Genomic DNA, 22,584 nt, shown 5'->3' with positions numbered 1-22,584 from the left:
GGTCGCTGATACGCGGCTTATACACCTTTCGCCCCGACGAAAAGTGCAAGATCGGCGGGGCGAGGGCGGGGCGGGGAGCGGGTGAGGGCGGGGAGTGAGCGGGAGGTGGGGTGGGGGTGGGGGAGGGGGTGACGGTGGGTAGGCTTGCTGCACATGAGCCTGCCGCGTCCTGTCCTGGTGGTCGACTTCGGTGCCCAGTACGCCCAGCTGATCGCCCGTCGGGTGCGTGAGGCCAAGGTCTACTCCGAGATCGTGCCGCACTCCATGCCGGTGGCCGAGATGCTGGCCAAGGACCCGGCCGCGATCATCCTGTCCGGCGGCCCGGCCAGCGTCTACGCGCCCGAGGCCCCGCAGGTCGACAGCGGGCTGTTCACGGCGGGGGTGCCGGTCTTCGGCATCTGCTACGGCTTCCAGGCGATGGCCCGGGCCCTGGGCGGCACGGTGGCGCGCACCGGCAACCGGGAGTACGGCGGCACCCCGCTGCGTCCCCGCCTGCTCGACCCGGGGGTGCTGCTCCGCGACCTGCCGGCCGACCTGCCGGTCTGGATGAGCCACGGCGACTGTGTCACCGAGGCCCCGGAGGGCTTCACGGTGACCGCCGAGTCCGCCGGTGCGCCGGTCGCCGCCTTCGAGGATCTGGCCGGGCGTCGGGCCGGTGTGCAGTTCCACCCCGAGGTGGGGCACACCGCGTACGGGCAGGAGATGCTGACCCGCTTCCTGTACGAGATCGCCGGGATCGAGCCCACCTGGACCCCGGAGAACATCATCGACGAGCAGGTGGCCCGGATCCGCGCCCAGGTCGGTGACAAGGAGGTCATCTGCGGCCTCAGCGGCGGGGTGGACTCCGCGGTCGCCGCCGCCCTGGTGCACCGGGCCGTCGGCGACCAGCTCACCTGCGTCTTCGTCGACCACGGTCTGCTGCGGGCCGGTGAGGCCGAGCAGGTGGAGAAGGACTACGTGGCGGCCACCGGCATCAAGCTGAAGGTGGTCGACGCGGCCGACCGGTTCCTCGGCGCACTGGCCGGGGTGACCGACCCGGAGCAGAAGCGCAAGATCATCGGCCGGGAGTTCATCCGGGTCTTCGAGGCCGCCGCCCGGGAGATCGCCTCGCACGGTGACGTCGAGTTCCTGGTGCAGGGCACCCTCTACCCGGACGTGGTCGAGTCCGGCGGGGGCACCGGCACCGCCAACATCAAGAGCCACCACAACGTCGGCGGGCTGCCGGAGGACCTGAAGTTCGCCCTGGTAGAGCCGCTGCGCACGCTGTTCAAGGACGAGGTCCGTGCCCTCGGTCTGCAACTCGGCCTGCCCGAGGCGATGGTCTGGCGGCACCCCTTCCCGGGCCCCGGCCTGGCCATCCGGATCATCGGCGCGGTCGACCAGGAGCGCCTGGACGTGCTACGCCGGGCCGACTTCATCGCCCGGCAGGAGCTGAGCGCCGCCGGCCTGGACCGGGACGTGTGGCAGTTCCCGGTGGTGCTGCTGGCCGATGTCCGCAGTGTGGGGGTGCAGGGCGACGGGCGTACCTACGGTCACCCCGTGGTGCTGCGTCCGGTCTCCAGCGAGGACGCCATGACGGCGGACTGGTCCCGGCTGCCCTACGACGTCATCGCCCGGATCTCCACCCGGATCACCAACGAGGTAGCCGAGGTGAACCGGGTGGTCCTGGACGTGACCAGCAAGCCGCCGGGCACCATCGAGTGGGAGTGAGGCCGGCTCACACCGGCGGCTGAGGCGCGCTCCGCGGCTGCGGCTCCGGCGTCACCGGCCCGGACTGCGGCGCCGGTGCGCCGGGGGCGGGGAAGGGCCACGCCGGGTGCGGACCCGCCGGTCCGGCAGGGTGCGGCGGGCCACCGGCTGGACCCTGGGGCGCGGGGCCCGCCAGGTACGGCCAGGCCGGCGCGCTGACCGGCTCCTCCGGCATCAGGAACCACATGATCGGGTACGTCAGGGCGGCGATCCCGCCGGTGAGCAGGGTGGCGACCGCGAAGACGACCCGGACCAGGTTCGGGTCGACCGCGAAGTAGCGGCCTAGGCCGCTGGCCACCCCGGCGACCATCCGGTCGGTCTTCGGGCGGCGGAGTTGCTTGTACGGGGCCTGGGGTGTGGAAGTCATGCCTCCACGGTCCCCGCCTCGGGGCGCATCGACCTCGGTGACCGCCCGGATCAATACCCTGACTTGCCCCTCAGGGGTAAGTAATCAGTCAGGAATCCGACTCTTTTCCGCAGCCTTAACGGGCCGGAGGGAGAATTTCCCCCCGTGACCACCATGCTGGAGCCGCTTCGCAGGATCGCGGCATATGCAGTCTGTACTGATTCGGTAGACCGAGTGTTGCTGGTCCGTGCTTCCGAGCGCTCCGGCACACCTGGTACGTGGTCCCTGCCCGGCGGGGCGGTCGACCACGGCGAGGATCCCAAGCACACCGTCGTGCGCGAGACCGCCGCCGAGACCGGTCTGTCGGTCTCCGTCGCCGGCCTTCACGACGTCCTCGCCGACATGCGGGCGCTGCCCGAACGCGGCATCACCATCCACACCGACCGGCTGGTCTACCAGGTCTCGGTCCGGGGTGGTTCGCTGACCGACCGGGTCGACCGGCCGACCGATCTGGCCCGCTGGTTCACCCGCGAGGAGGCCAGGCAGCTGCCCCTGCGCTCGTTCACCGCCCGGGCCCTGGGGTTGCCGACCTCCTCGGCGGACATCGTGCCCGACGAGCCGCCGGAGTTCCCCTCCTTCTACGCCGTACCGGGCCCGGACGGTCTGCACCGGGCGCAGCGCTTCGCCGCGTACGCGGTGGTCACCGATCCGGACGACCGGGTGCTGCTGACCCGGGTCTCGGACGGCTACCCGGGCGCGGGTTGCTGGCATCTGCCGGGGGGCGGCACGGACTACGGCGAGCAGCCGGGTGCCGCCCTGATCCGGGAACTGGTCGAGGAGACCGGGCAGACCGGGCGCCTGGTCGGGCTGCTGGGGGTGGCCAGTCACCGGGACGCGGCTTCCCTGGGCCCGGAGGGCTACCCGATCGACTGGCACGGGGTACGCGCCTTCTACCGGGTGGTCGTCGACAAGCCGGCGCCCCCCACGGTCGCCGACGTCGGCGGCTCCACCTGTGAGGCTCGCTGGTTCGCCCGCGAGGAACTCGGTGCCCTGCCCACCGACCGTCTCACCGAGGTGACCGCGGAAGCCGTCCAGGCCGCCCGCCTGACCTGACCCGACCCACCACTCCCCGCCCGGCCCACACGATCATGAAGTTATTGTCGGGGCACGTCACGACGGGTGACGGCAGATGACCGACGACGGCCGGGCGGCCGGAGGTGGTCGTGCGGGCGGGGGTCGGTGTGGAGCAGATGCGGCGGGTGGGGGCGTACGGCGTGCTGCGCGACCCCGAGGGGCGGGTGCTGCTGGTCCGGGGCTCTGAGCGGGCCGACTTCCCAGGCGTGTGGTCGCTGCCGGGCGGTGGGCTGGAGCATGCCGAGCACCCGGCGCAGGCGGTACTGCGCGAGGTGGCCGAGGAGACCGGACTGGCCGTCGAGGTGGCCGGGTTGCGGGCGGTGGTCGCCGACGTGGTGCCGTACCCCGACCTGGGGGTCGCCCTGCACACCGATCGGGTGCTGTTCGAGCTGACGGCCGTGGGTGGCACGCTGCGCGCCGAACGGGACGGCACTACCGATCTGGCGCGCTGGTTGACGCCGCAGGAGGCGGCCGGGTTGCCGCTGCTGCCGTTCACCGCCGAGGCGCTGGCCCTGCCGGTCGTACCCCTGCCCTCCGGGGCGCTGCGTCGACGGGAGCCCTTCGCCGCACCCCAGGCCGCCCGACGGCAGCGCTTCGGGGCGTACGGGTTGGTGACCGACCCGGCCGGGCGGGTGCTGCTGGCGTTGATCGCGGAGGGCTATCCGGGGGCCGGACAGTGGCACCTGCCCGGCGGCGGTACGGATCATGGTGAGCAGCCGGTGAGCGCCCTGCTACGGGAACTGGTGGAGGAATCGGGCCAACTGGGTCGGGTGAGCGAGCTCATCGGGGTGGACAATCTGCACAATCCCGCTGCTCTGGGCCCAGAGGGATACCCGATCGACTGGCATGGCATCCGGGTCGTCTACCGGGTGCAGGTCGACCGCCCGACCGAGCCGGCGGTGACCGAGCTGGCCGGTGGCTCCACCGCCCGCGCCGCCTGGTTCACCCCTTCCCAGCTGCGTGAACTCCCCCTCACGGAGATCGCCGCCGAGGCGCTGAGGGCCGCGCGATGAGTCTCGCGGCCGGGCCCCCGGCGCCCGCTCGGAAGCCCTGGATGACGATCTCCGGTACAGTCGGAGGAAGGGCTGAGGAAGGAAAACGGGCGATGAAGCCCTAGATAGGAACAACTGCCTGGTTCGCGCGGTTGGGGGAGATATGAGCGCGACCGGCAGCTATCGCCAATCCCCACTCGCCTATGCGATGGTGTACTCCGCAAAATGGGCTGCCGGGCCAGAAAGGTCCGGCACGAGACAGCCGGACACCCGCCCCGTACGGGCGGCCAGCTGATCCGGTGATGGAGGAAGCGTGCCGAGAGCCCCATGGCGCCGGCGTCGTACTACTGACAGCCCGCGTCCCGCAGGGCGAAACTGGACGGGCCCCCTGCGTCGCAGCGGTAGCCTGGCCCGTCAGGTCCTGCTGGTCCGCGTCGGCCGCCGCGATGGCGAGCTGCACGGCGCGGCCGATGTTCTGCCCGAGCCCCGGTATTCGGACCGTCCCCGCCGTCGTTACGGCCTGAAGCGGTTCCACCGGACCCGGATCGAAGCGATCGCCCCGGCCGCCCCGGTCGAGACCCTGACAGGGGGCGAGGCGACAACCGTCCCGGGCGCGCTGCTGCCCGGTGAGCGGACAATGGCGCGTCGGGTGAAGTTCGCCCTGGTCAACGCCTGCACCCTGGCCAGCCTGGTGCTGGGCATCAACGCGATCTTCGTCGCCATGGGCGGGAACGTACGACTCGCCGCCCTGCTGCTCATCGCTTGTGTCGCCTTCGACGGCCTGGACGGGGCCCTGGCCCGCAAGCTCGGCGTCTCCAGCCCCTTCGGCGCCCAGATGGACTCGCTGGCCGACATGTGCTCCTTCGGCCTGGCCGCGCCCGTCGTGGTCTACGCCTCGCTGGCCGGTGAGGTGCCGACCGCGGCCGCCGGAGTGGCCGCCGCCCTCGTCGCGGCCTGCGCGGCGATCCGGCTGGCTTGGTTCAACGTCTCGCCCCAGGACGGCCGCTTCTTCAGCGGGGTACCCACCACGATGGCGGCGGCAGTGCTCGCCCTGATGGTGGTGATCGGCCTGCCGGTGCCCGGCGCGGTGCAGATCGCCGGGGTGGCCCTGCTCGCCTTCACCATGGTCAGCAGCTTCCCGTACGCCAAGCTCGCCCGGCTGGTCAAACTGCCGCCGTGGGTCTGGCTGGCTCCGGTGATCGGTGCCCTGATCGACGTCCGGCTGACCTTCGGCCTGATCGTGATCGGCTACCTGATCAGCGGGCCGGTGCTCTGGCTGCACCAGCGTCGCACCATCTGATCTCCGTACCGACGAAAAGGGCGCCGCGGTCGACCGCGGCGCCCTTTCTCGTCTCTCCGATCAGCGCCAGCGGGCGATGACGGTGGATCCGCCGACCACCTTGTCGCCGGGCCCGACCACCGGGTCCGCGGCCTCCACCGGCAGGTAGACGTCCGTACGGGAGCCGAACCGGATCAGCCCGAAACGCTCACCCCGCGCCAGCAGGGTGCCCACCGGTGCCCGCTGCACGATCCGCCGGGCGATCAGACCGGTCCGCTGCGCCACCACGACTGGGCCGTGCACGGTGTCCAGCACGGTGTACGCGGCCACGTTGTGCTCCGCGTCCGGCTTCATCGCGTTGACGAAGCCCCCGTCGGCGACGAAGTAGTCCACCACCTTGCCGGCCACCGGGGAGCGGTTGACATGCACGTCGAGCACGGACAGGAAGACCGCGATCCGCAGGAACTCGCCGTCGCCGAAGCGTTCGTCGTGCAGCCGCTGCACCGACAGGACCTTGCCGTCGGCCGCGGCCACCACCGCCGAGGGGTCCTCCGGCACCTCCCGCTCCGGGTCCCGGAAGAAGGCGGCCACCGGCGCGGCGGCGAGCGCGGGAACCAGCCAGAGCTTGGACTTCGGCCGAGTCAGCCGGGTGACGGCGGCCAGACCCAGGGCGATGCCGGCGGCGGCCACCCCGTTGGAGTCGATGTGCATGCCCCGGGTCAGCGGCACGCTCGACGGGCGGTAGGCGGGGGCGAGCCGCTCCGCCGCGGCGGAGTCCGCCGGGGTGAACCGGAGTCGGTAGACCCGTACCGGCTCCGCATTGCGCAGCACCAGGTCGACCCCGACGCCGTGCAGCGCACCCTGGCGCTCCATCTCGGTGGCCGCACCGGCGGTCCGCCCGACCGCGGTCGCCACGCTGAGCACCGCCCCGTCGGTCAGGTGCTTGGTCAGGCTCTCGATGGTGGCGCGGGCCTCTTCGGCCGTGCCGGCCAAGGCCTCTCCGGCCACCACCACCGCGGCCGGTTCGGCCTCGGCCAGGCTGTCCACCACCCGGACCCGGTCGGCTACCCAACGCCCCTGGGCGGTGACGTGCTCACGCAGCGCCGCGGGGCTGACCGACTCGGCCGGCACCACGGTCAGGGTGTCGCCAGGCAGCAGGGCTTCAATGGCCGCGGCCAGCACCGCGGACTCCGGCGCCGCACCTACCAGCAGTGCGGCCTTGGGGTCGTTGATCCGGGCTAGCTCGGCGACGAGGGTGCGGGCGGCACGCTCGCCGAGGCGGACCGGGCCGGACCGGCCGGCGGCACGCACGCCGGGGAACTGGGTCATCTGCAACGGGCTCCTGACGGGATAGAGACGACTGACGCGAGATCACCGCCCGGCGGCACGATCGGCCCGGCCGCGAGCGGCCCGCGCGAACCGGTGACCCGCGCGGGATGCCCCGCGACGTGGGCCGGCCGGAAGGCGGGAGCACACCGGCCAGCATAGGCGGCGTGGCGCCGCTGCCGCATGGTCAGGCAGCCGGGCCTCGCCGCTGTGGCGCGGGTGGCTCCTCGCCGATCAGATCGAGGGTGCGGTCCTCCCCGGTCAGCAGGGTCCGATCCTCCTCGGTCAGGTTCAGGGTGTGGTCCTCCTCGCCGCGCAGATCCGGATCGGCCGCCGCCGGCGGCCCCCCGTACCCCTCGGCCGCCGGGCCGGGCTGCTCGGGTTGGCCGGGTTGCTCCGGTTGGTCGGCCTGCTTGGTGGAGCGCAGGGCACCGAGCAGACCCAGCAGGCCGATCAGGATCAGCCCGCCGGCCAGGAACCAGCCCACCGGCGGCAGGACGAGGCCGAGCACCTGGGCGAGCAGCCACCACGCGGCGAGCGCCAGGAAGAGCAGCCCGAAGACGAACGACACCAGGTCGGTACGGTGTGCCCTCATCGGGTCACCTCCATGTGTCCGGCGTTGACGTGCAGGTTGAGGCGGAGCTTGCCGCCGCCCGGTCCGTCCGGACCCAGGTCGACGACCTCCCGGCGCTGGTCGTCCCTGGACCAGCCGCGTTGGTCACCGAGGATGTCCGCGTCACCGGCGGTGACCTCGGTCACCGCGGTCACGTCCACGTTCGGGGGCAGCAGCACGGTGGCCTGACCGAAGTTGATGACCACGGTGATCTCGGTCTCCCGCTTGTCGAAATCCACCGCCCGCAGGTCCAGCACGGCGTCGGAGAAGCTCTGCTCGTACCGCAGGGCCAGGTCGTCGTGGCTGGCCGGGGCCCAGACGACCGAGTCGCCGAGACCATTGGCCCGCTCGTACGACTCCGCGATGGTGGCCACCCCAAGGGCGGCTGCGGTCACCAGACCCAGGGCGATCAGCCAGCGGGCCCGGCCGAACCAGGCACCCACGAGCAGGCCCAGGCCGATCACGGTGAGCGCCGCCGCGAAGTAGGCCGAGGCGCCGATCCGGAAGATGTCCAGCAGATCGAGTACGCCCACCAGACCCAGCGCCACGAAGATCAGCGAGAAGGTCACCGCGCCGAGGGCGGAGCGTTCCCGAGGCTTCTTCGGTGGCTTGGGCCTCGGCTGCGGGGGAGGTGGGGGCATGGTCCGCGTCGCGTACGGGCCGTGCGGGGCGAAGGGGGGACGGTACGTCGGCGGCGGGGTCACCGCGGGCTGGGTCAGCGGGTTGCTCGCCGTCGACCAGGGGGGCGCGGGGGAGGGATGCACGGCGGGTTCTTCCGGTCGTGGGGCGGGGGGGACCGTCGCGTACTGCGGGTAGGCGGTGGTCTGCGGGCTGCCGGCGTACGGCGGCGGGTAGGGGTTCGGGGTGGGGTGGCTGACCGGCGGGGTGAAGGCCGGTGGCGGATTCGGGGGGGTGGTCGAGGGGCCCGGTGCGGGCTGCCGCTGCTGTTGCTGACGGTTGAGCAGCAACGCCCCACCGACCAGGATGGCCGCGCCGAGCAGCACCGCCCGGAACGCGTCCGTGACGATGTAGCCGAAGGCCACCGCGACCAGGATGCTGAGCACGATCACGGTGACCGGGGACATGCTGGATCTGCCCCGGCCCAGCATCGACTCGACCGGGGAGGCGGTGTCCCCCTCGCCTGGGATGATCAACCAGGCGGCTACGTAGACCAGGATTCCGACGCCACCGAAGAAGCCGAGCACCGCCAGCAGCACCCGCCAGAGCACCGGATCGGTGTTGGTGGCTCGGCCGATGGCCGCGCAGACCCCGGCCAGGTACCGGCCGTCGCGGGGACGGACCAGCCCGTACCGGGAGGTGAAGCCGGCCCCTCCGAAGGGCCCGCCGGCACCACCCGCGGGAGGGGGCGCGCTGGCGGTCGGCCCGCCCCAGCCGCCACCGGGAGGCGGGACGGCGGTGGGGTCGTGCGGGGGACCGCCCCAGCGGCCGCCGGGCGGTGGGACGGTGCTCGGGTCGTACGGTGGCGGGCTGGTCGGCCCGGGCCCGGCGGAGGGTGCGGGCGAAAGGGGTGCGGTCGGGGCCTCGGAGGCCGTGGTGGGCATCCGCTGGGTGCCCGGCGCTGCCGTGTCGTCCCCGGCCGAGCCCGGCGATGCGGGCGCGGCCGAGGATGCGGACGGGGTCGGCGAGGTCGCCTCGGCTTCCGTCGGCTCCGGTCGGTGCGGCTGCGCAGGGTCGTCGGTCATATCTCGATCCTGCGACGCCGGGGGCCCGAGCGCCTCAGGAGGCGACCCTGACCCCACCCTGAGATCCGACGCCACCCAATCTCCGGGGCCTCCCCGTGGTCGGCCGGCCGTTCTGCATGTGACGATCAACCTGGGCCGGAGCCCGACCGCATCCGGCAAAGATCCTGCCCAGGGAGCCCGTGATCAGTGCCGTGAGTCAGCCACCCCGCCTCTACCGCGCCCCGGAGAACCGGATGGCCGCCGGGGTGGCCGCCGGCATCGCCGAGCACCTCGGGGTCCCGGTGCTGCGGGTCCGGATCGCCTTCATGGTGCTGCTAGGGCTCAGCGGTCTGGGTCTGCTGCTGTACGCCGCCTTCTGGGCCGTGGTCCCGCTGCGCCCCGGTGACACCGCGGCGCCACCCCGTCGAGACATCGCCCAACTGTTGCCGTTCGTGGCGATCGGGCTCGGGGTCCTGCTGATCCAGGTGATGGTCTTCGACTCGGTGGGCGCGGCCGGTACGGCGGGCTGGCTGGTGGCGATCATCGCGGTCGGCGCCGGGGTGATCTGGCACCAGTCCGGGCCGGAGCGGCGGCGCCAGTGGGGCGACTCGATGCCGGTGCCCTGGCTCAGCGCGGTGGTGGAGGAGAGCGACCGGCGGGCCTTCGTGCTGCGCTTCGTCGGCGGCGGGGTGCTGGTGGCGGTCGGCATCATCGGGGTCGCCGCGGTGTACTCCCCGGCGCAGAACATGGACGCGGTCGTCAACGGGGTCATCTTCGCGCTGGTCGGGCTGGCCGGGGTGGGAGTGGTGGCCGCCCCGGTGCTCTGGCGGACCTGGAACCAGCTCCGCTCGGAGCGGGAGGGGCGCATCCGTGAGCAGGAGCGGGCCGAGTTGGCGGCCATGGTGCACGACCAGGTGCTGCACACCCTGGCGTTGATCCAGCGCAACGCCAGCGACGTCAAGATGGTGCAGCGCCTGGCCCGGGGCCAGGAGCGATCCCTGCGCAACTGGCTCTACAAGCCCACCGGATCACCGACGGAGCGGTTCGCGGCCGCCCTGGAGCAGGCGGCGGCCGAGGTCGAGGACACCTTCGCGATCACCGTCGAGGCGGTGGTGGTCGGCGACCGGGAGACCGACGAGCGGGTCGGCGCGCTGGTCGCCGCCGCCCGCGAGGCCCTGGTGAACGCCGCCCGGCACGCCGGGGTGCAGACCGTCTCGCTGTACGCCGAGGTGGAACCCGACCAGGTCAGCGTCTTCGTTCGGGACCGGGGTGCCGGGTTCGATCCGGATACCGTGGAGGATCACCGGCACGGGGTCCGAGGTTCCATCATCGGACGGATGAAGCGGCACGGCGGCCGGGCGGAGATCCGCTCCCGGCCTGGGGAGGGGACCGAGGTCCGGCTGATCTTGCCGATCACCCGGGAGTCGGCCACTGCGGAGAGGACCAGATGATGGCTGAGCAGTCGAGGCAACCGGCCGAGGCGGCCGAGGCCCGCCCTGAGCGGCTGCGGGTGTTCCTGGTCGACGACCACGCGATGTTCCGGGCCGGCGTACGCGCCGAGCTGGGCGCGCACGTGGAGGTGGTCGGCGAGGCGAGCACGGTGGCCGAGGCGGTCAGCCGGATCGCCGCCACCGGACCCGATGTCGTGCTGCTGGACGTACACATGCCCGACGGTGGGGGCCGGGCGGTGCTGGAGGCGATGCGGCGCAGCCATCCCCAGGTGCGGTTCCTGGCGCTGAGCGTCTCCGATGCCGCCGAGGACGTGATCGGGCTGATCCGGGCCGGTGCCCGGGGCTACGTGACCAAGACCATCTCCCCGGACGAGCTGGCCGCGGCGATCCGCCGGGTGGCCGACGGGGACGCGGTGTTCAGCCCACGGCTGGCCGGCTTCGTGCTGGACGCCTTCGCCGCCCGCCCGGACGCCCCGGTCGCGGACCCCGAACTGGACCAGCTGACCAACCGCGAGCGCGAGGTGTTGCGACTGCTGGCCCGGGGGTACGCGTACAAGGAGATCGCCCGGGAGCTCTTCATCTCGATCAAGACGGTGGAGACCCATGTCTCCAACGTGTTGCGCAAGCTCCAGATGTCCAACCGGTACGAGTTGTCCCGATGGGCGGCGGACCGCCGACTGGTCTAACCGATCGTCGGGGTCGGCGAATCGATCACCCGGATGATCAACGTGTCTGCACGTCTGGAACTCGACTCCTACTTTCGGGTAGCATCTGGCTACGAGTGGCCGGATTCACGTTCTGATTTCTCGCCGTCACAGAGATCATCAACGCCCCTCTGCCAATCGTCCATTCGGGCGTGAAAACCCGTTGACGGGCAGGTCATACCATGCATCCGGGGTGGCGCGAATTCGACTCCAGGTGGATGTCGGCACCGTCCCGGGCGGGTATCGGGTTGATAACACGCCTTCCGGCTTGGGCGCATCGGGTGTCACAGTGGCAGGCACCTCACAACCCCCTCGTGAGCCGAGCGCCCTGAGGAGGCACTCCCATGCGCGGGAAATTCCTGAAGGTGGCGGTCGCGGCGACCGCCACCGCCATGTTGGCTACCGCCTGCGGCGGCAGTAGCGACAACGACAACGACAACGCCGGCTCGACCGGCGGCACGTTGCGCGTCTACAACGCGGAGCCGGCGTTCCTGACGCCCTCCGGTGGTGACGACGAGCCGTCGCTGTATGTGATCCGTTCGCTTTTCCGCGGTCTGGTGAAGTACAACGCCCAGACCTCCGCGGTCGAGATGGACCTGGCCGAGTCGGTCGAGTCGGATGACCAGAAGCTCTGGACCATCAAGATCAAGAGCGGCTACACCTTCGACAACGGCGAGCCGGTCAACGCCGACGCCTTCATCCGTTCCTGGAACTTCGCGGCCTACAGCCCGAACACCCAGAACAACGGCTACTTCATGAAGCGCATCGCCGGGATCAAGGACGTCCAGTCCGTGGACCCGGACGGCGACGGCCCGCAGAAGGCCCCGGAGCCGAAGGCCAAGGAGCTCTCCGGCCTCAAGAAGGTCGACGACCTGACCTTCACCGTCGAGCTGGAGGCCCCGTTCTCCGGCTTCCCGACCACCATCGGCTACCCGGGCTTCTTCCCGATGGCCGAGGCGTGCGTCGCCGACATCGCGGCCTGCAACGAGAAGCCGATCGGTAACGGCCCGTACAAGATGGACGGCAACTGGCAGCACAACGTTGCGATCAACGTGGTTCGCAGCGACACCTGGAAGGGTGAGCCCGGCAAGCCGGACCGCATCGAGTACAAGATCTTCGCCGACGTCGACGCCGGTTACGCCGCCTTCCAGGCCGGCGAGCTGGACGTGATGTACACCGTGCCGCCGGCCCGTTACAAGGAGGCCAAGGCCACCTACAACGACCGCATGTACGAGCAGCCGGGTGACAGCTTCACCTACGTCGGTATGCCGCTGTACCAGGACAACTTCAAGGACAAGCGGATCCGTCAGGCGCTCTCGCTGTCGATCGACCGCCAGTCGATCATCGACGCCGTCTTCGACGGCCGGTTCACCCCGGCCACCGGCTTCGTCGCCCCGACCTTCGAGGGTGCCCGCGCCGACGTCTGCAAGTACTGCACCAAGGACGTCGAGAAGGCCAAGCAGCTGCTCGCCGAGGCTGGCGGCTGGCCGGCCGGTGAGAAGCTGATCCTGTGGGCCAACGCCGGTGCCGGTCACGACCAGTGGCTGCAGGCCGTTGGTGACCAGATCAAGGACGCCCTGGGCATCGACTACGAGCTGAAGGTCAACCTGCAGTTCGCCGAGTACCTCGAGACCGCGGACCAGAAGAAGTTCACCGGTGGATTCCGGCTCGGCTGGGGCCCGGACTACCCGTTCATGGAGACCTTCCTCTACCCGCTCTACGGCACGGGTTCGGGCAGCAACAACTCGACCTACAGCAACCCGGAGTTCGACGCCGCGATGAAGGAGGGTGACTCGGCCGACTCGATCCAGGCCGCGATCCCGTCCTACCAGAAGGCGGAGGACCTGGTCGGTGAGGACCTGCCGGTCATCCCGATGTGGTTCAACAAGGTTGGTGCCCTCTACAGCGAGAACGTCGACCAGTTCGTCTGGAACGCCGTTTCCGACGCGGACTACGCAGCGACCTCTCTGAAGTAGAACTGAGCTTCAGGCTCCTGACCCAGCCGTAATACGACGTGGCGGTAACGGTCACCTCACCAGGGTGATCGTTACCGCCACGTCAGCGCCGAGAGGAGACCCCGAGATGGGGCGCTACGTCATTCGACGGTTGCTCCAGTTCATCCCCACCGTGCTGGGCACCATGTTCCTGCTTCACTACATCACCTCGCTGGCCATCCAGTTCAGCGGGAACCCGGTCCGGGCCATGTTCGGTGACCGGACCCCCTCCCCCGCCCAGTTGGACGCGCTCACCGAGCGGCTCGGTTACGGTGACCCATGCCTGAGCCGCAAGGGTGACCCCTGCCTCTGGCGCGTGGCGGCAGACGGCAACGGCTGGCTGGGCACCAGCTACGAGCCGGGTCTTTTCTTCGACCGCCTGGGCAACATCTTCTTCCGCTTCGACTTCGGCATCAACCTGCGTCAGCGTGAGGTCACGGACCTGGTGGCCGACGCCATCCCGTTCACTCTCAAGCTGCTGGTGATCGCGATCATCTTCGAGGCGGTCGTGGGTATCGCAGCAGGTGTGCTTGCCGGTCTGCGCGGTGGCAGTTTCATCGACTACATGGTGAAGATCAGCACGGTCTTCCTCATCTCGGTGCCGATCTTCGTGCTCGGCGTGGTGGTGCGGGAATTCGTCGGGGTCAAGTTCGGCAACGTCCTGCGGGGCCAGGACTGGATTCCCGACGTGATTTCCGCGGGTGTCTTCACGCCCGGCTTCAAGGCCGACTATCCGTTCGCCAGCCTGATCATTCCCGGCATGGTGCTCGGCGCAGTCTCGCTGGCCACCACGGCCCGGCTGACCCGGACCAGCATCATGGAGAACATCCGGGCCGACTACGTCCGGACCGCCAAGGCCAAGGGCCTGGCGAACAAGCGGGTCATCGGCGTGCACACGCTGCGCAACTCGCTGATTCCGGTGATCACCTTCCTCGGCGTCGACATCGGTGCGGCGATGGCGGGTGCGGTCGTCACGGAAACGATCTTCAACGTTCCCGGCATCGGTCGACTGGTGACCTTCTCCGCCCGTACCGGCGAATCTTCAGTCGTGGTCGGTGTGGTGACCATGCTGGTGCTTGTCGTCCTGATCGCCAACCTGCTGGTCGACCTGCTGTACGCCGTGCTCGACCCGAGGATCCGCTATGAGTGACCGAACCGTGGTGACGATGCGGACCGCAGGGCATCCGACTGCCTCCGGCTGGAGCGAAACGAGGTGTGGACATGAGTGACCTGACGAGTGCGGGTGCGGCCGTCGGGGGCGCGCCGGTCGGCGGTGACGGTCCGACGACGGAGGCCACGACCGGCGGCAGCGGCAAGGAGCGCAACGCCAGCCTGTGGGCGGACGCCCGCCGGCAGTTGGTCCGCGACCCGGTTTTCGTGATCGCCTCCCTTTACATCCTCATGGTCGGCTCGATGGCCCTCTTCCCGAAGCTCTGGACCAGCCAGGATCCGCGTGCCTGCAGCACCGACCGGTCCCGCATCGGGCCTAGCTGGGAGCACCCCTTCGGGTACGACATCCTCGGTTGTGACTACTACTCGCACGCCATCTACGGCGCGTGGCCGTCGATGGTGATCGCGGTGATGGCGACCTCCGCCATCGTGATCGTCGGTGGCCTGCTCGGTCTGCTGGCCGGCTACTACGGCGGCTGGGTCGACACGATCATCTCCCGGGTGATGGACATCTTCTTCTCGCTGCCGTTCCTGCTCGGCGCGATCGTGTTCCTGACCGTGATCAAGCGGCAGAACATCTGGACCATCACCATGGTGCTGTTCCTGCTGGCCTGGCCGACAATCGCCCGGATCATCCGGGGCAGCGTGATCTCCGCGAAGGATCTGGACTACGTACACGCGGCTAAGGCCGTGGGTGCCCGCAACTCGCGGCTGATGTTCCGGCACATCCTGCCGAACGCGATCGCCCCGATGCTGGTGTACGCGACCATCGTGCTCGGCTCGTTCGTCGCCGCGGAGGCCACGCTGACCTTCCTCGGTGTCGGGCTCCAGCCGCCGGCCCAGTCGTGGGGCATCATGATCTCGGTCCACCAGGTCTACTTCCTGGAGGATCCGTGGCTGCTGCTCTTCCCCTGCGGCCTGCTGGTCGGCACGGTGCTGTCCTTCATCCTCATGGGTGACGCCCTGCGTGACGCCCTCGACCCGAAGTTCCGGTGAGGCATGAGCACTGATGTGAACGTCAAGTTGGACGCGCTGCCGGGTCTGGACCCGAACGCGCTGCCGCTGGAGGTCAAGAACCTGCAGGTGGAGTTCCGCACCCGCAACGGCATCGCCCACGCGGTCAACGGAGTGAGCTTCGACGTGCGGGCCGGCGAGACCCGGGCGATCCTCGGCGAGTCGGGCTGCGGCAAGAGCGTGACCGCTCAGGCGATCATGGGCATCCTGGACACCCCGCCCGGGTTCGTCACCGGTGGAGAGATCCTCTACCGGGGTGTCGACCTGCTGAAGCTGCCCGAGGCGCAGCGCCGCCGGGTCCGGGCCAACCGGATCGCGATGATCTTCCAGGACGCCCTCTCCGCGCTGAACCCGGTCTTCACGGTCGGGTTCCAGCTCGCCGAGCTGTTCCGTAAGCACCGGGGCATGTCCCGCCGGGACGCCAAGGCCCGCGCGGTCGAGCTGCTCGACCTGGTCAAGATCCCGGCGGCGAATCAGCGGGTGAACGACTACCCCCACCAGTTCTCCGGGGGTATGCGCCAGCGCGTGATGATCGCGATGGCGCTGGCACTCGACCCCGAGGTGCTGATCGCCGACGAGCCGACCACCGCGTTGGACGTGACCGTCCAGGCCCAGATCATGGCCCTGCTGGCCGAGCTCCAGCAGGAGCGGAACATGGCCCTGGTGCTGATCACCCACGACATGGGGGTGGTCGCCGACGTGGCGGACCGGATCTCGGTCATGTACGCCGGTCGGGTCATCGAGGAAGCCGGGGTGGACGACATCTACGCCAGCCCGGCCCACCCGTACACCAAGGGTCTGTTGGAGTCGATCCCGCGCCTGGACCTCAAGGGTCAGGAACTCAGCGCCATCAAGGGCCTGCCCCCGGCGCTGACCAACATCCCGCCGGGCTGCGCCTTCAACCCCCGCTGCCGGTACGCACAGGACGTCTGCCGCCAGGACCCGGCGCCGCCGCTGTACCAGGTGACGCCGAGCCGCACGTCGGCCTGCCACTTCTGGAAGGAGGTCAAGGGCGATGAGTGACTTCGTGCTGGAGACCCGCGACCTGGTGAAGCACTTCCCGCTGACCCAGGGGATCGTCTTCAAGAAGCAGTACGGTGCGGTTCGGGCGGTCGACGGGGTCAACCTGCAACTGCGCCGGGGGGAGACCCTCGGGGTCGTCGGCGAGTCCGGCTGCGGCAAGTCGACCCTGGCCCGGATGCTGGTCGGGTTGGAGACGCCGACCTCCGGTGACCTGTTCGTGCAGGGCCGGAACATGGCCAAGGTCGGTGCCGAGGAGCGGCGCCGGGGCCGGCGCAACATCCAACTGGTGATGCAGGACCCGTACACCTCACTGAACCCCCGGATGACCGTCGGTGACATCATCGGCGAGCCCTTCGCGGTGCACCCGGACGTGGTGCCCAAGGGGCAGCGGCGGGGCAAGGTGCAGGAGCTGCTGGAGCTGGTCGGTCTCAACCCCGACCACATCAACCGGTACCCGCACCAGTTCTCCGGCGGTCAGCGGCAGCGCATCGGCATCGCCCGGGCGCTGGCGCTCAACCCGGAGATCATCCTCTGTGACGAGCCGGTGTCGGCGCTTGACGTCTCCATCCAGGCCCAGGTGATCAACCTGCTGGAGAAGCTCCAGAACGAGCTGGGTCTGTCGTACATCTTCATCGCCCACGACCTGTCGGTGGTCCGGCACATCGCCGACCGGGTAGCGGTGATGTACCTCGGCAAGATCGTCGAGATCGGCACCGAGGACGAGATCTACGAGACGCCGACCCATCCGTACACCCAGGCGCTGCTGTCGGCGGTGCCCGTGCCGGACCCGAAGCTGCGGGGCCAGCGGGACCAGATCGTGCTGACCGGCGATGTGCCCTCCCCGGCCAACCCTCCCTCGGGTTGCCGGTTCCGGACCCGCTGCTGGAAGGCGCAGGACATCTGCGCCGAGCAGGAGCCGCTGCTGGAGGTCCGGGACAAGTCCGGCCACCCGAGCGCCTGCCACTTCGCCGAGGTACGCGACGTGGTGCACGCTACGGAGTAGCCGCATAGACGCCGCCTGCCCCGATGATCCGGATGGGACCGGCGGTAAAGGTAAGTGCCTCCTCAGTGATCCGGGGCGTCGACCGTCACCAACGGCCGGCGTCCCGGATTCCTGTCCCGGGCCCCACTGCCCACCGGCCGGCCGGTCGGAGCCGCCTGCCGGGCGGCCGGGTCAGAGTGGTCCTCGGCCGGCGCGCAGGAGCAGCAGGGCGAGCTGGGTGCCGTCGGCGCCGAGGGCGCTGTTGAAGCGCTCCAGGATCTCCTGCTCGCGGGAGAGCACCAGCCGGGTTCCGCCGGAGGCCAGTCGGGTGGCCCCCACCTCGCGGGACAGGGCGGACCGTTCCCGCCACAGCTCGATGAGGGTACGGTCGATCTCGTCGATCCGGGTCCGGATCTCGGCGATCCGGGCGGCGGCCATCGGCTCCGTGGTCCCGGTGCCCGGCTTCACCGCGTCCGTCGCCTCGGCACCGCCGGTGCCCTCGGTTACGCCGGCGCCGGCCGGGACGCCACTCTGCTCCATCACGTCTGACATCTTCGGGTACCTCTCAAGGTCTGGTGCCCGCTACCCGGATCCCGGGACGATGAAAGCCCCGGGCTCCGTGAGCCCGGGGCTTTCGTAGGTCTGATTGATCAGGCGCGACCCACGGCTGCCGGACTCCCGGTGCCGTAGTAAAAAAAGTAGCAGCGCTGATCGAACACGTCGTCGAGTATGCCCCCCGGGCCCGGGGGATGCAAGAAAACGACCGGCGCAGCCTGCGAGGATGCGGTTCACCGTGGCCCGTCCTTCACCGCCGGGCGGGGGCTGTCCGGGGGTCGGCATAGACTCGCTCTGCGATGCATCCTCTCTTCGACATCCCCGTGTCCCCGCCGGAGCAACCGCCGCGTCGGGCCGCGCCGAGCGGCCTCGACCCGTTGCAACTCGTGGCCGACCTCAACGGTCCGCAACGGGAGGCGGTGACCCACGCCGGGTCGCCGCTGCTGATCGTCGCCGGTGCCGGTTCGGGCAAGACCCGGGTGCTCACCCACCGGATCGCCTACCTGCTCGCCGCGCGGGAGGTGCACCCCGGCGAGATCATCGCGATCACCTTCACCAACAAGGCCGCCGGTGAGATGAAGGAGCGGGTGGCCGCCCTGGTCGGTCCGCGCGCCCGACTGATGTGGGTCTCCACCTTCCACTCGGCCTGTGTACGGATTCTGCGCGCCGAGCACGAGCACGCCGGCCTGAAGTCGACCTTCTCGATCTACGACGCGGACGACTCCCGTCGGTTGATGCAGATGGTCGCCCGGGAGCTGGATCTCGACCCCAAGCGCTACCCCGCCCGAGGGCTGGCCGCCCAGGTCTCCAACCTGAAGAACGAACTGGTCGACCCGGAGACCTTCGCCGCCCGGGCCTCCGGGCCCAACGAGCGGGCGCTGGCCGAGGCGTACACCCTCTATCAGCGGCGGCTGCGGGAGGCGCACGCCCTCGACTTCGACGACTTGATCATGACGACGGTGCACCTGCTCCAGTCGCACCCGCACGTCGCGGAGAGCTACCGGCGTCGGTTCCGGCACGTCCTGGTCGACGAGTACCAGGACACCAACCACGCGCAGTACGTGCTGATCAAGGAGTTGGTCTCCGGCACCGAGGGGCTGGCACCGGCCGAGCTGTGCGTGGTCGGTGACGCCGACCAGTCGATCTACGCCTTCCGGGGCGCGACCATCCGCAACATCCTGGAGTTCGAGCGCGACTTCGCCGACGCCCGCACCATCCTGCTGGAGCAGAACTACCGCTCCACCCAGACCATCCTGAACGCCGCGAACGCGGTGATCGACCGCAACACCTCCCGCAAACCCAAGCGGCTGTGGAGCGACGCCGGCCAGGGCGAGCCGATCGTGGCGTACGTCGCCGACACCGAGCACGCCGAGGCCGACTGGGTGGCCCGGGAGATCGACCGGCTGGTCGACGCCGACGAGGCCCGGCCGGGGGATGTGGCGGTCTTCTACCGCACCAACGCCCAGTCCCGGGTCTTCGAGGAGGTGTTCATCCGGGTCGGCCTGCCGTACAAGGTCGTCGGCGGGGTGCGCTTCTACGAGCGCAAGGAGGTCCGGGACGCCCTGGCCTACCTGCGCGCCGTGGTCAACGACGACGACACCGTAAGCCTGCGCCGCGTTCTCAACACCCCGCGTCGGGGCATCGGCGAGCGCGCCGAGGCGTGTGTGGAGGCGCTGGCCGCCCGCGACCGGATCTCCTTCGGTGCGGCCCTGCGTCGGGCCAAGGAGGCCCCGGGCATCTCCAGCCGGGCGGCCAACGGCATCGCCGACTTCGTGGCCCTGCTCGACTCCGCCCGGGAGTTGGCCGACGAGGGCACCCCGGAGGAGGTGCTGGAGGCGGTGCTGACCCGCTCGGGATACCTGACCGAGTTGGAGGAGAGCCTCGACCCGCAGGACGTCGGGCGGGTCGACAACCTTCAGGAACTCGTCAGCGTCGCCCGGGAGTACACCGAACGGATCGAGGCGACCGGCGAGGAGGGGGAGCGGGCCACCCTGGCCGGCTTCCTGGAGCAGGTGGCGCTGGTCGCCGACGCCGACCAGGTGCCGACCGACGATCCGGACCACCAGGGGGTGGTCACCCTGATGACCCTGCACACCGCCAAGGGCCTGGAGTTCCCGGTGGTCTTCCTCACCGGCCTGGAGGACGGGGTCTTCCCGCACCTGCGCTCCCTCGGCGACACCCGGGAGCTGGAGGAGGAGCGTCGGCTGGCGTACGTCGGCATCACCCGGGCCCGGCAGCGGCTCTACCTCTCCCGGGCGGTGACCCGGTCGGCCTGGGGGCAGCCCTCCTACAACCCCCCCTCCCGGTTCGTCGAGGAACTGCCCCCGGAACTGGTCCGCTGGGAGCGGACCGAAGGGACGTACACCTCCTGGGGTGGCGGGGGCGGCGGGGTGGGTGGCCGCTCCGAGCGCACCCCCGGCGGGCGTGGCACCTTCACCGGGGGCACCCCCCGGGCGGTGCAGTTGGCCCGCAAGCTCGGGGTGGACGGCAGCCGCCTGGCCACCGCCAGCGACCTGCCGCAGGGGCCGAAGGTCGCCGCCGGGGACCGGGTCAACCACCAGCGGTACGGGTTGGGGCGGGTGGTCACCGTGGAGGGGCACGGCCCCGGTGCCCGGGCCCAGATCGACTTCGGTGACCAGACCCTCTGGTTGGTGCTGCGGCACGCCCCGATCGACAAGCTCTGAGACTCCGCCCTCGTTGATCAACGAGGGCGACGGGAGAAGGTCGCTCGCGGTAAGCTTGCCGCATGTATTCGTGCGCCGTCTCGATGAAGCCCTGGTTCCGCCGCTGACGGCGGCAGGGTTTACCGGCTTTCTCTAAAGCGAGCTCTGCTCCGCCGTCCTGGGTGTTCCTGCCGGGCGGCGTGATCGTGCTGCCCGGCTCCATGACGAGCCGAAGAGCAGACACATGATAGTGAACGAGTTGCATTCCGCCGGCCGGCTGCCGGCAGACCACCGGGCACACGTACGGGCGGACGGCGTTCGGGTGGTGCGGGGTGGCCGGGTGGTGCTGTCCGAGGTCAGCGTCACCGTCTCGGCCCGCTCCCGGCTGGCCATCGTCGGTGAGAACGGCCGGGGCAAGACCACCTTGCTGCACGTCCTGGCCGGGACGATCACACCCGATCAGGGCACGGTGGACCGGGCCGGCACCATCGGCCTGGCCGAGCAGGCCCTCCCGGCGTACGACGGTGAGACCGTGGGCACCCTCGTCGGGGCCGCCACCCGGGAGTCCCGCCGCGCCCTGCGGGCCCTGGACCAGGCGGCGACGGCCCTGGCCGAGGGGGTCCGGGGTGCGGACGACGCCTACGCCGCCGCCCTGGACGCGGCCACAAGGCTGGACGCCTGGGACGCGGAGCGTCGGGTCGACATGGCCCTGGCCGGGCTGGACGCCTGCACCGACCGGCAGCGCCCGCTGTCGACCCTGTCGGTGGGTCAGCGCTACCGGGTTCGGCTGGCCTGCCTGCTGGGGGCCCGCTACGACCTGCTGATGCTGGACGAGCCGACGAACCATCTCGATGCCGCAAGCCTGGCGTTCCTCACCGGCCGGCTGCGCGAGCATCCGGGCGGGGTGGTGGTGGTGACGCACGACCGGGCCCTGCTGCGCGACATGGCCACGGAGTTCCTGGACCTGGACCCCAGCGAGGACGGACGACCCCGGCTGTTCGCCGGCGGGTACGCCGGTTGGCAGGAGGGGCGGCGCCGAGAACGCGAACGCTGGGAGCGGGACTACGAGGCCCAGCAGGTCGAGCATCAGCGGCTGGCCGACGCGGTGACCGAGGCCCAGCAGCGGCTGAGCACCGGTTGGCGCCCAGAGAAGGGACACGGCAAACACCAGCGCCAGTCCCGGGCCCCCGGGGTCGTACAGGCCCTGCGGCGCCGCCAGGAGGACCTCGCCGCCCACCGACTCACCGTGCCGGAGCCGCCCCTGCGGCTGCGCTGGCCCGATCTGAGCACCCGGGGTCGGTCACCTCTCCTGCGCTGTACGGAGGTCACCGTGACCGGGCGGCTGCGTACCCCGGTCACCCTGAGCCTCGACGGCGCGGACCGGCTGTTGGTGACCGGCCCCAACGGGGCGGGCAAGTCCACCCTGCTGGCGGTGCTGGCCAAGGAGCTGACCCCCTCCACCGGGGAGGTGGATCATCTGTCGCGGGCCCGGGTAGCCCTGCTGGGGCAGGAGGTGCCGGCCTGGCCGCCCACCCTCCTGGCGTACGAGCTGTACGACCGGCATGTCGGCCACCTCCAGAGCCGGGGGCGCCTCGGCGAACACGAGCGGCTGCCGCTGACCGCCACCCAGTTGCTCGACCGGGAGGCCCTTCGCACCCCGGTCGGGCGGATGTCGCAGGGGCAGCAACGCCGGTTGAACCTGGCGCTGCGGCTGGCCGAACGGCCGGATCTGCTGCTCCTCGACGAGCCCACCAATCACCTGTCCGCCCCGCTTGTCGACGAGTTGACCGCCGCCCTGCGCCAGACCTCGGCGGCGGTCGTCGTCGCCACTCACGACCGGCAGATGCTCGCCGACCTGGCGGACTGGCCCGCCCTGTCGCTGGCCGACCCAGAGGTGGTCTGACTGG

Annotated in this window: 17 protein-coding genes and 1 pseudogene; 13 read left to right on the top strand and 5 right to left on the bottom strand. The window is 70.6% G+C overall.

Going from position 1 to position 22,584, the window contains the following annotated elements:
- Window positions 1-153 precede the first annotated feature (153 nt).
- Window positions 154-1,710 (top strand): glutamine-hydrolyzing GMP synthase, encoded by a 1,557-nt coding sequence (gene guaA / locus ABZ795_RS23785; RefSeq protein WP_357531930.1) that lies wholly within the window; start codon window positions 154-156, stop codon window positions 1,708-1,710.
- Between the two features lie 7 nt (window positions 1,711-1,717).
- Here guaA and ABZ795_RS23780 read toward each other — a convergent pair whose 3' ends face one another.
- Window positions 1,718-2,116 carry a PspC domain-containing protein gene (locus tag ABZ795_RS23780; RefSeq protein WP_357531929.1) on the bottom strand — a complete coding sequence of 133 codons (399 nt, stop codon included), beginning with the start codon at window positions 2,114-2,116 and terminating at the stop codon, window positions 1,718-1,720.
- 144 nt (window positions 2,117-2,260) lie between these two features.
- Between ABZ795_RS23780 and ABZ795_RS23775 the strand changes: the two genes are divergently transcribed.
- The 3 genes from ABZ795_RS23775 to ABZ795_RS23765 all read left to right on the top strand — a co-directional run bounded on the left by ABZ795_RS23775 (window position 2,261) and on the right by ABZ795_RS23765 (window position 5,521).
- Window positions 2,261-3,208: an NUDIX hydrolase gene (locus tag ABZ795_RS23775; protein WP_327024108.1), complete on the top strand. Its 948-nt coding sequence runs from the start codon at window positions 2,261-2,263 to the stop codon at window positions 3,206-3,208.
- A gap of 128 nt (window positions 3,209-3,336) precedes the next feature.
- A complete protein-coding gene (locus ABZ795_RS23770; RefSeq protein ID WP_357531937.1) occupies window positions 3,337-4,242 on the top strand; it encodes an NUDIX domain-containing protein in 906 nt (301 codons plus the stop codon).
- A 367-nt stretch (window positions 4,243-4,609) separates the two neighbouring features.
- Window positions 4,610-5,521 (top strand): CDP-alcohol phosphatidyltransferase family protein, encoded by a 912-nt coding sequence (locus ABZ795_RS23765; RefSeq protein WP_357531936.1) that lies wholly within the window; start codon window positions 4,610-4,612, stop codon window positions 5,519-5,521.
- A 60-nt stretch (window positions 5,522-5,581) separates the two neighbouring features.
- Here the strand turns inward: ABZ795_RS23765 and ABZ795_RS23760 are convergent, their stop codons facing one another.
- The 3 genes and pseudogenes from ABZ795_RS23760 to ABZ795_RS23750 all read right to left on the bottom strand — a co-directional run bounded on the left by ABZ795_RS23760 (window position 5,582) and on the right by ABZ795_RS23750 (window position 9,142).
- Window positions 5,582-6,829: a phosphatidylserine decarboxylase gene (locus ABZ795_RS23760; RefSeq protein WP_357531928.1), complete on the bottom strand. Its 1,248-nt coding sequence runs from the start codon at window positions 6,827-6,829 to the stop codon at window positions 5,582-5,584.
- 409 nt (window positions 6,830-7,238) lie between these two features.
- Window positions 7,239-7,421: pseudogene (locus ABZ795_RS23755) on the bottom strand (hypothetical protein); the annotation flags it as partial.
- Window positions 7,418-9,142 (bottom strand): PspC domain-containing protein, encoded by a 1,725-nt coding sequence (locus ABZ795_RS23750; protein ID WP_357531927.1) that lies wholly within the window; start codon window positions 9,140-9,142, stop codon window positions 7,418-7,420. The gene ABZ795_RS23750 and the pseudogene ABZ795_RS23755, both read right to left, overlap by 4 nt.
- A 164-nt stretch (window positions 9,143-9,306) precedes the next feature.
- Here ABZ795_RS23750 and ABZ795_RS23745 point away from each other — a divergent pair, with 164 nt between their 5' ends.
- The 7 genes from ABZ795_RS23745 to ABZ795_RS23715 all read left to right on the top strand — a co-directional run bounded on the left by ABZ795_RS23745 (window position 9,307) and on the right by ABZ795_RS23715 (window position 17,480).
- Window positions 9,307-10,572 (top strand): PspC domain-containing protein, encoded by a 1,266-nt coding sequence (locus ABZ795_RS23745; protein WP_357531935.1) that lies wholly within the window; start codon window positions 9,307-9,309, stop codon window positions 10,570-10,572.
- Entirely contained in the window at window positions 10,569-11,258 is a 690-nt protein-coding gene (locus tag ABZ795_RS23740) for a response regulator transcription factor (protein WP_327024112.1), read from the top strand. Before ABZ795_RS23745 ends, ABZ795_RS23740 begins: the two co-directional genes overlap by 4 nt.
- Before the next feature lie 362 nt (window positions 11,259-11,620).
- A complete protein-coding gene (locus ABZ795_RS23735) occupies window positions 11,621-13,252 on the top strand; it encodes an ABC transporter substrate-binding protein (RefSeq protein ID WP_357531926.1) in 1,632 nt (543 codons plus the stop codon).
- Window positions 13,253-13,358: 106 nt separating this feature from the next.
- Window positions 13,359-14,420, top strand: a complete 1,062-nt coding sequence (locus ABZ795_RS23730) for an ABC transporter permease (protein WP_327024114.1) — start codon at window positions 13,359-13,361, stop codon at window positions 14,418-14,420.
- 71 nt (window positions 14,421-14,491) lie between these two features.
- Window positions 14,492-15,436 carry an ABC transporter permease gene (locus tag ABZ795_RS23725; protein ID WP_357531925.1) on the top strand — a complete coding sequence of 315 codons (945 nt, stop codon included), beginning with the start codon at window positions 14,492-14,494 and terminating at the stop codon, window positions 15,434-15,436.
- Between the two features lie 3 nt (window positions 15,437-15,439).
- Entirely contained in the window at window positions 15,440-16,477 is a 1,038-nt protein-coding gene (locus ABZ795_RS23720; RefSeq protein WP_327024116.1) for an ABC transporter ATP-binding protein, read from the top strand.
- A complete protein-coding gene (locus ABZ795_RS23715) occupies window positions 16,470-17,480 on the top strand; it encodes a dipeptide ABC transporter ATP-binding protein (protein ID WP_357531924.1) in 1,011 nt (336 codons plus the stop codon). Before ABZ795_RS23720 ends, ABZ795_RS23715 begins: the two co-directional genes overlap by 8 nt.
- Before the next feature lie 171 nt (window positions 17,481-17,651).
- On the opposite strand, the gene ABZ795_RS23710 is transcribed toward ABZ795_RS23715, so the two are convergent.
- On the bottom strand, window positions 17,652-18,011 hold the full coding sequence (locus ABZ795_RS23710; protein WP_357531923.1) for a chorismate mutase: 360 nt from the start codon (window positions 18,009-18,011) through the stop codon (window positions 17,652-17,654).
- A gap of 302 nt (window positions 18,012-18,313) precedes the next feature.
- Here ABZ795_RS23710 and pcrA point away from each other — a divergent pair, with 302 nt between their 5' ends.
- Entirely contained in the window at window positions 18,314-20,698 is a 2,385-nt protein-coding gene (pcrA, locus tag ABZ795_RS23705; protein ID WP_327024118.1) for a DNA helicase PcrA, read from the top strand.
- Window positions 20,699-20,927: 229 nt separating this feature from the next.
- The gene (locus ABZ795_RS23700) at window positions 20,928-22,580 is read left to right on the top strand and encodes an ATP-binding cassette domain-containing protein (protein ID WP_357531922.1); all 1,653 of its coding nucleotides are present in this window, start codon (window positions 20,928-20,930) and stop codon (window positions 22,578-22,580) included.
- The last annotated feature ends 4 nt before the right edge of the window (window positions 22,581-22,584 follow it).

It is taken from the genome of Micromonospora sp. NPDC047134 (assembly GCF_040643455.1).
Taxonomy (GTDB): Bacteria; Actinomycetota; Actinomycetes; order Mycobacteriales; family Micromonosporaceae; genus Micromonospora.
The sequence above is the reverse complement of the archived record's forward strand: the minus strand, read 5'-3'. Positions and strand labels throughout refer to the sequence as shown.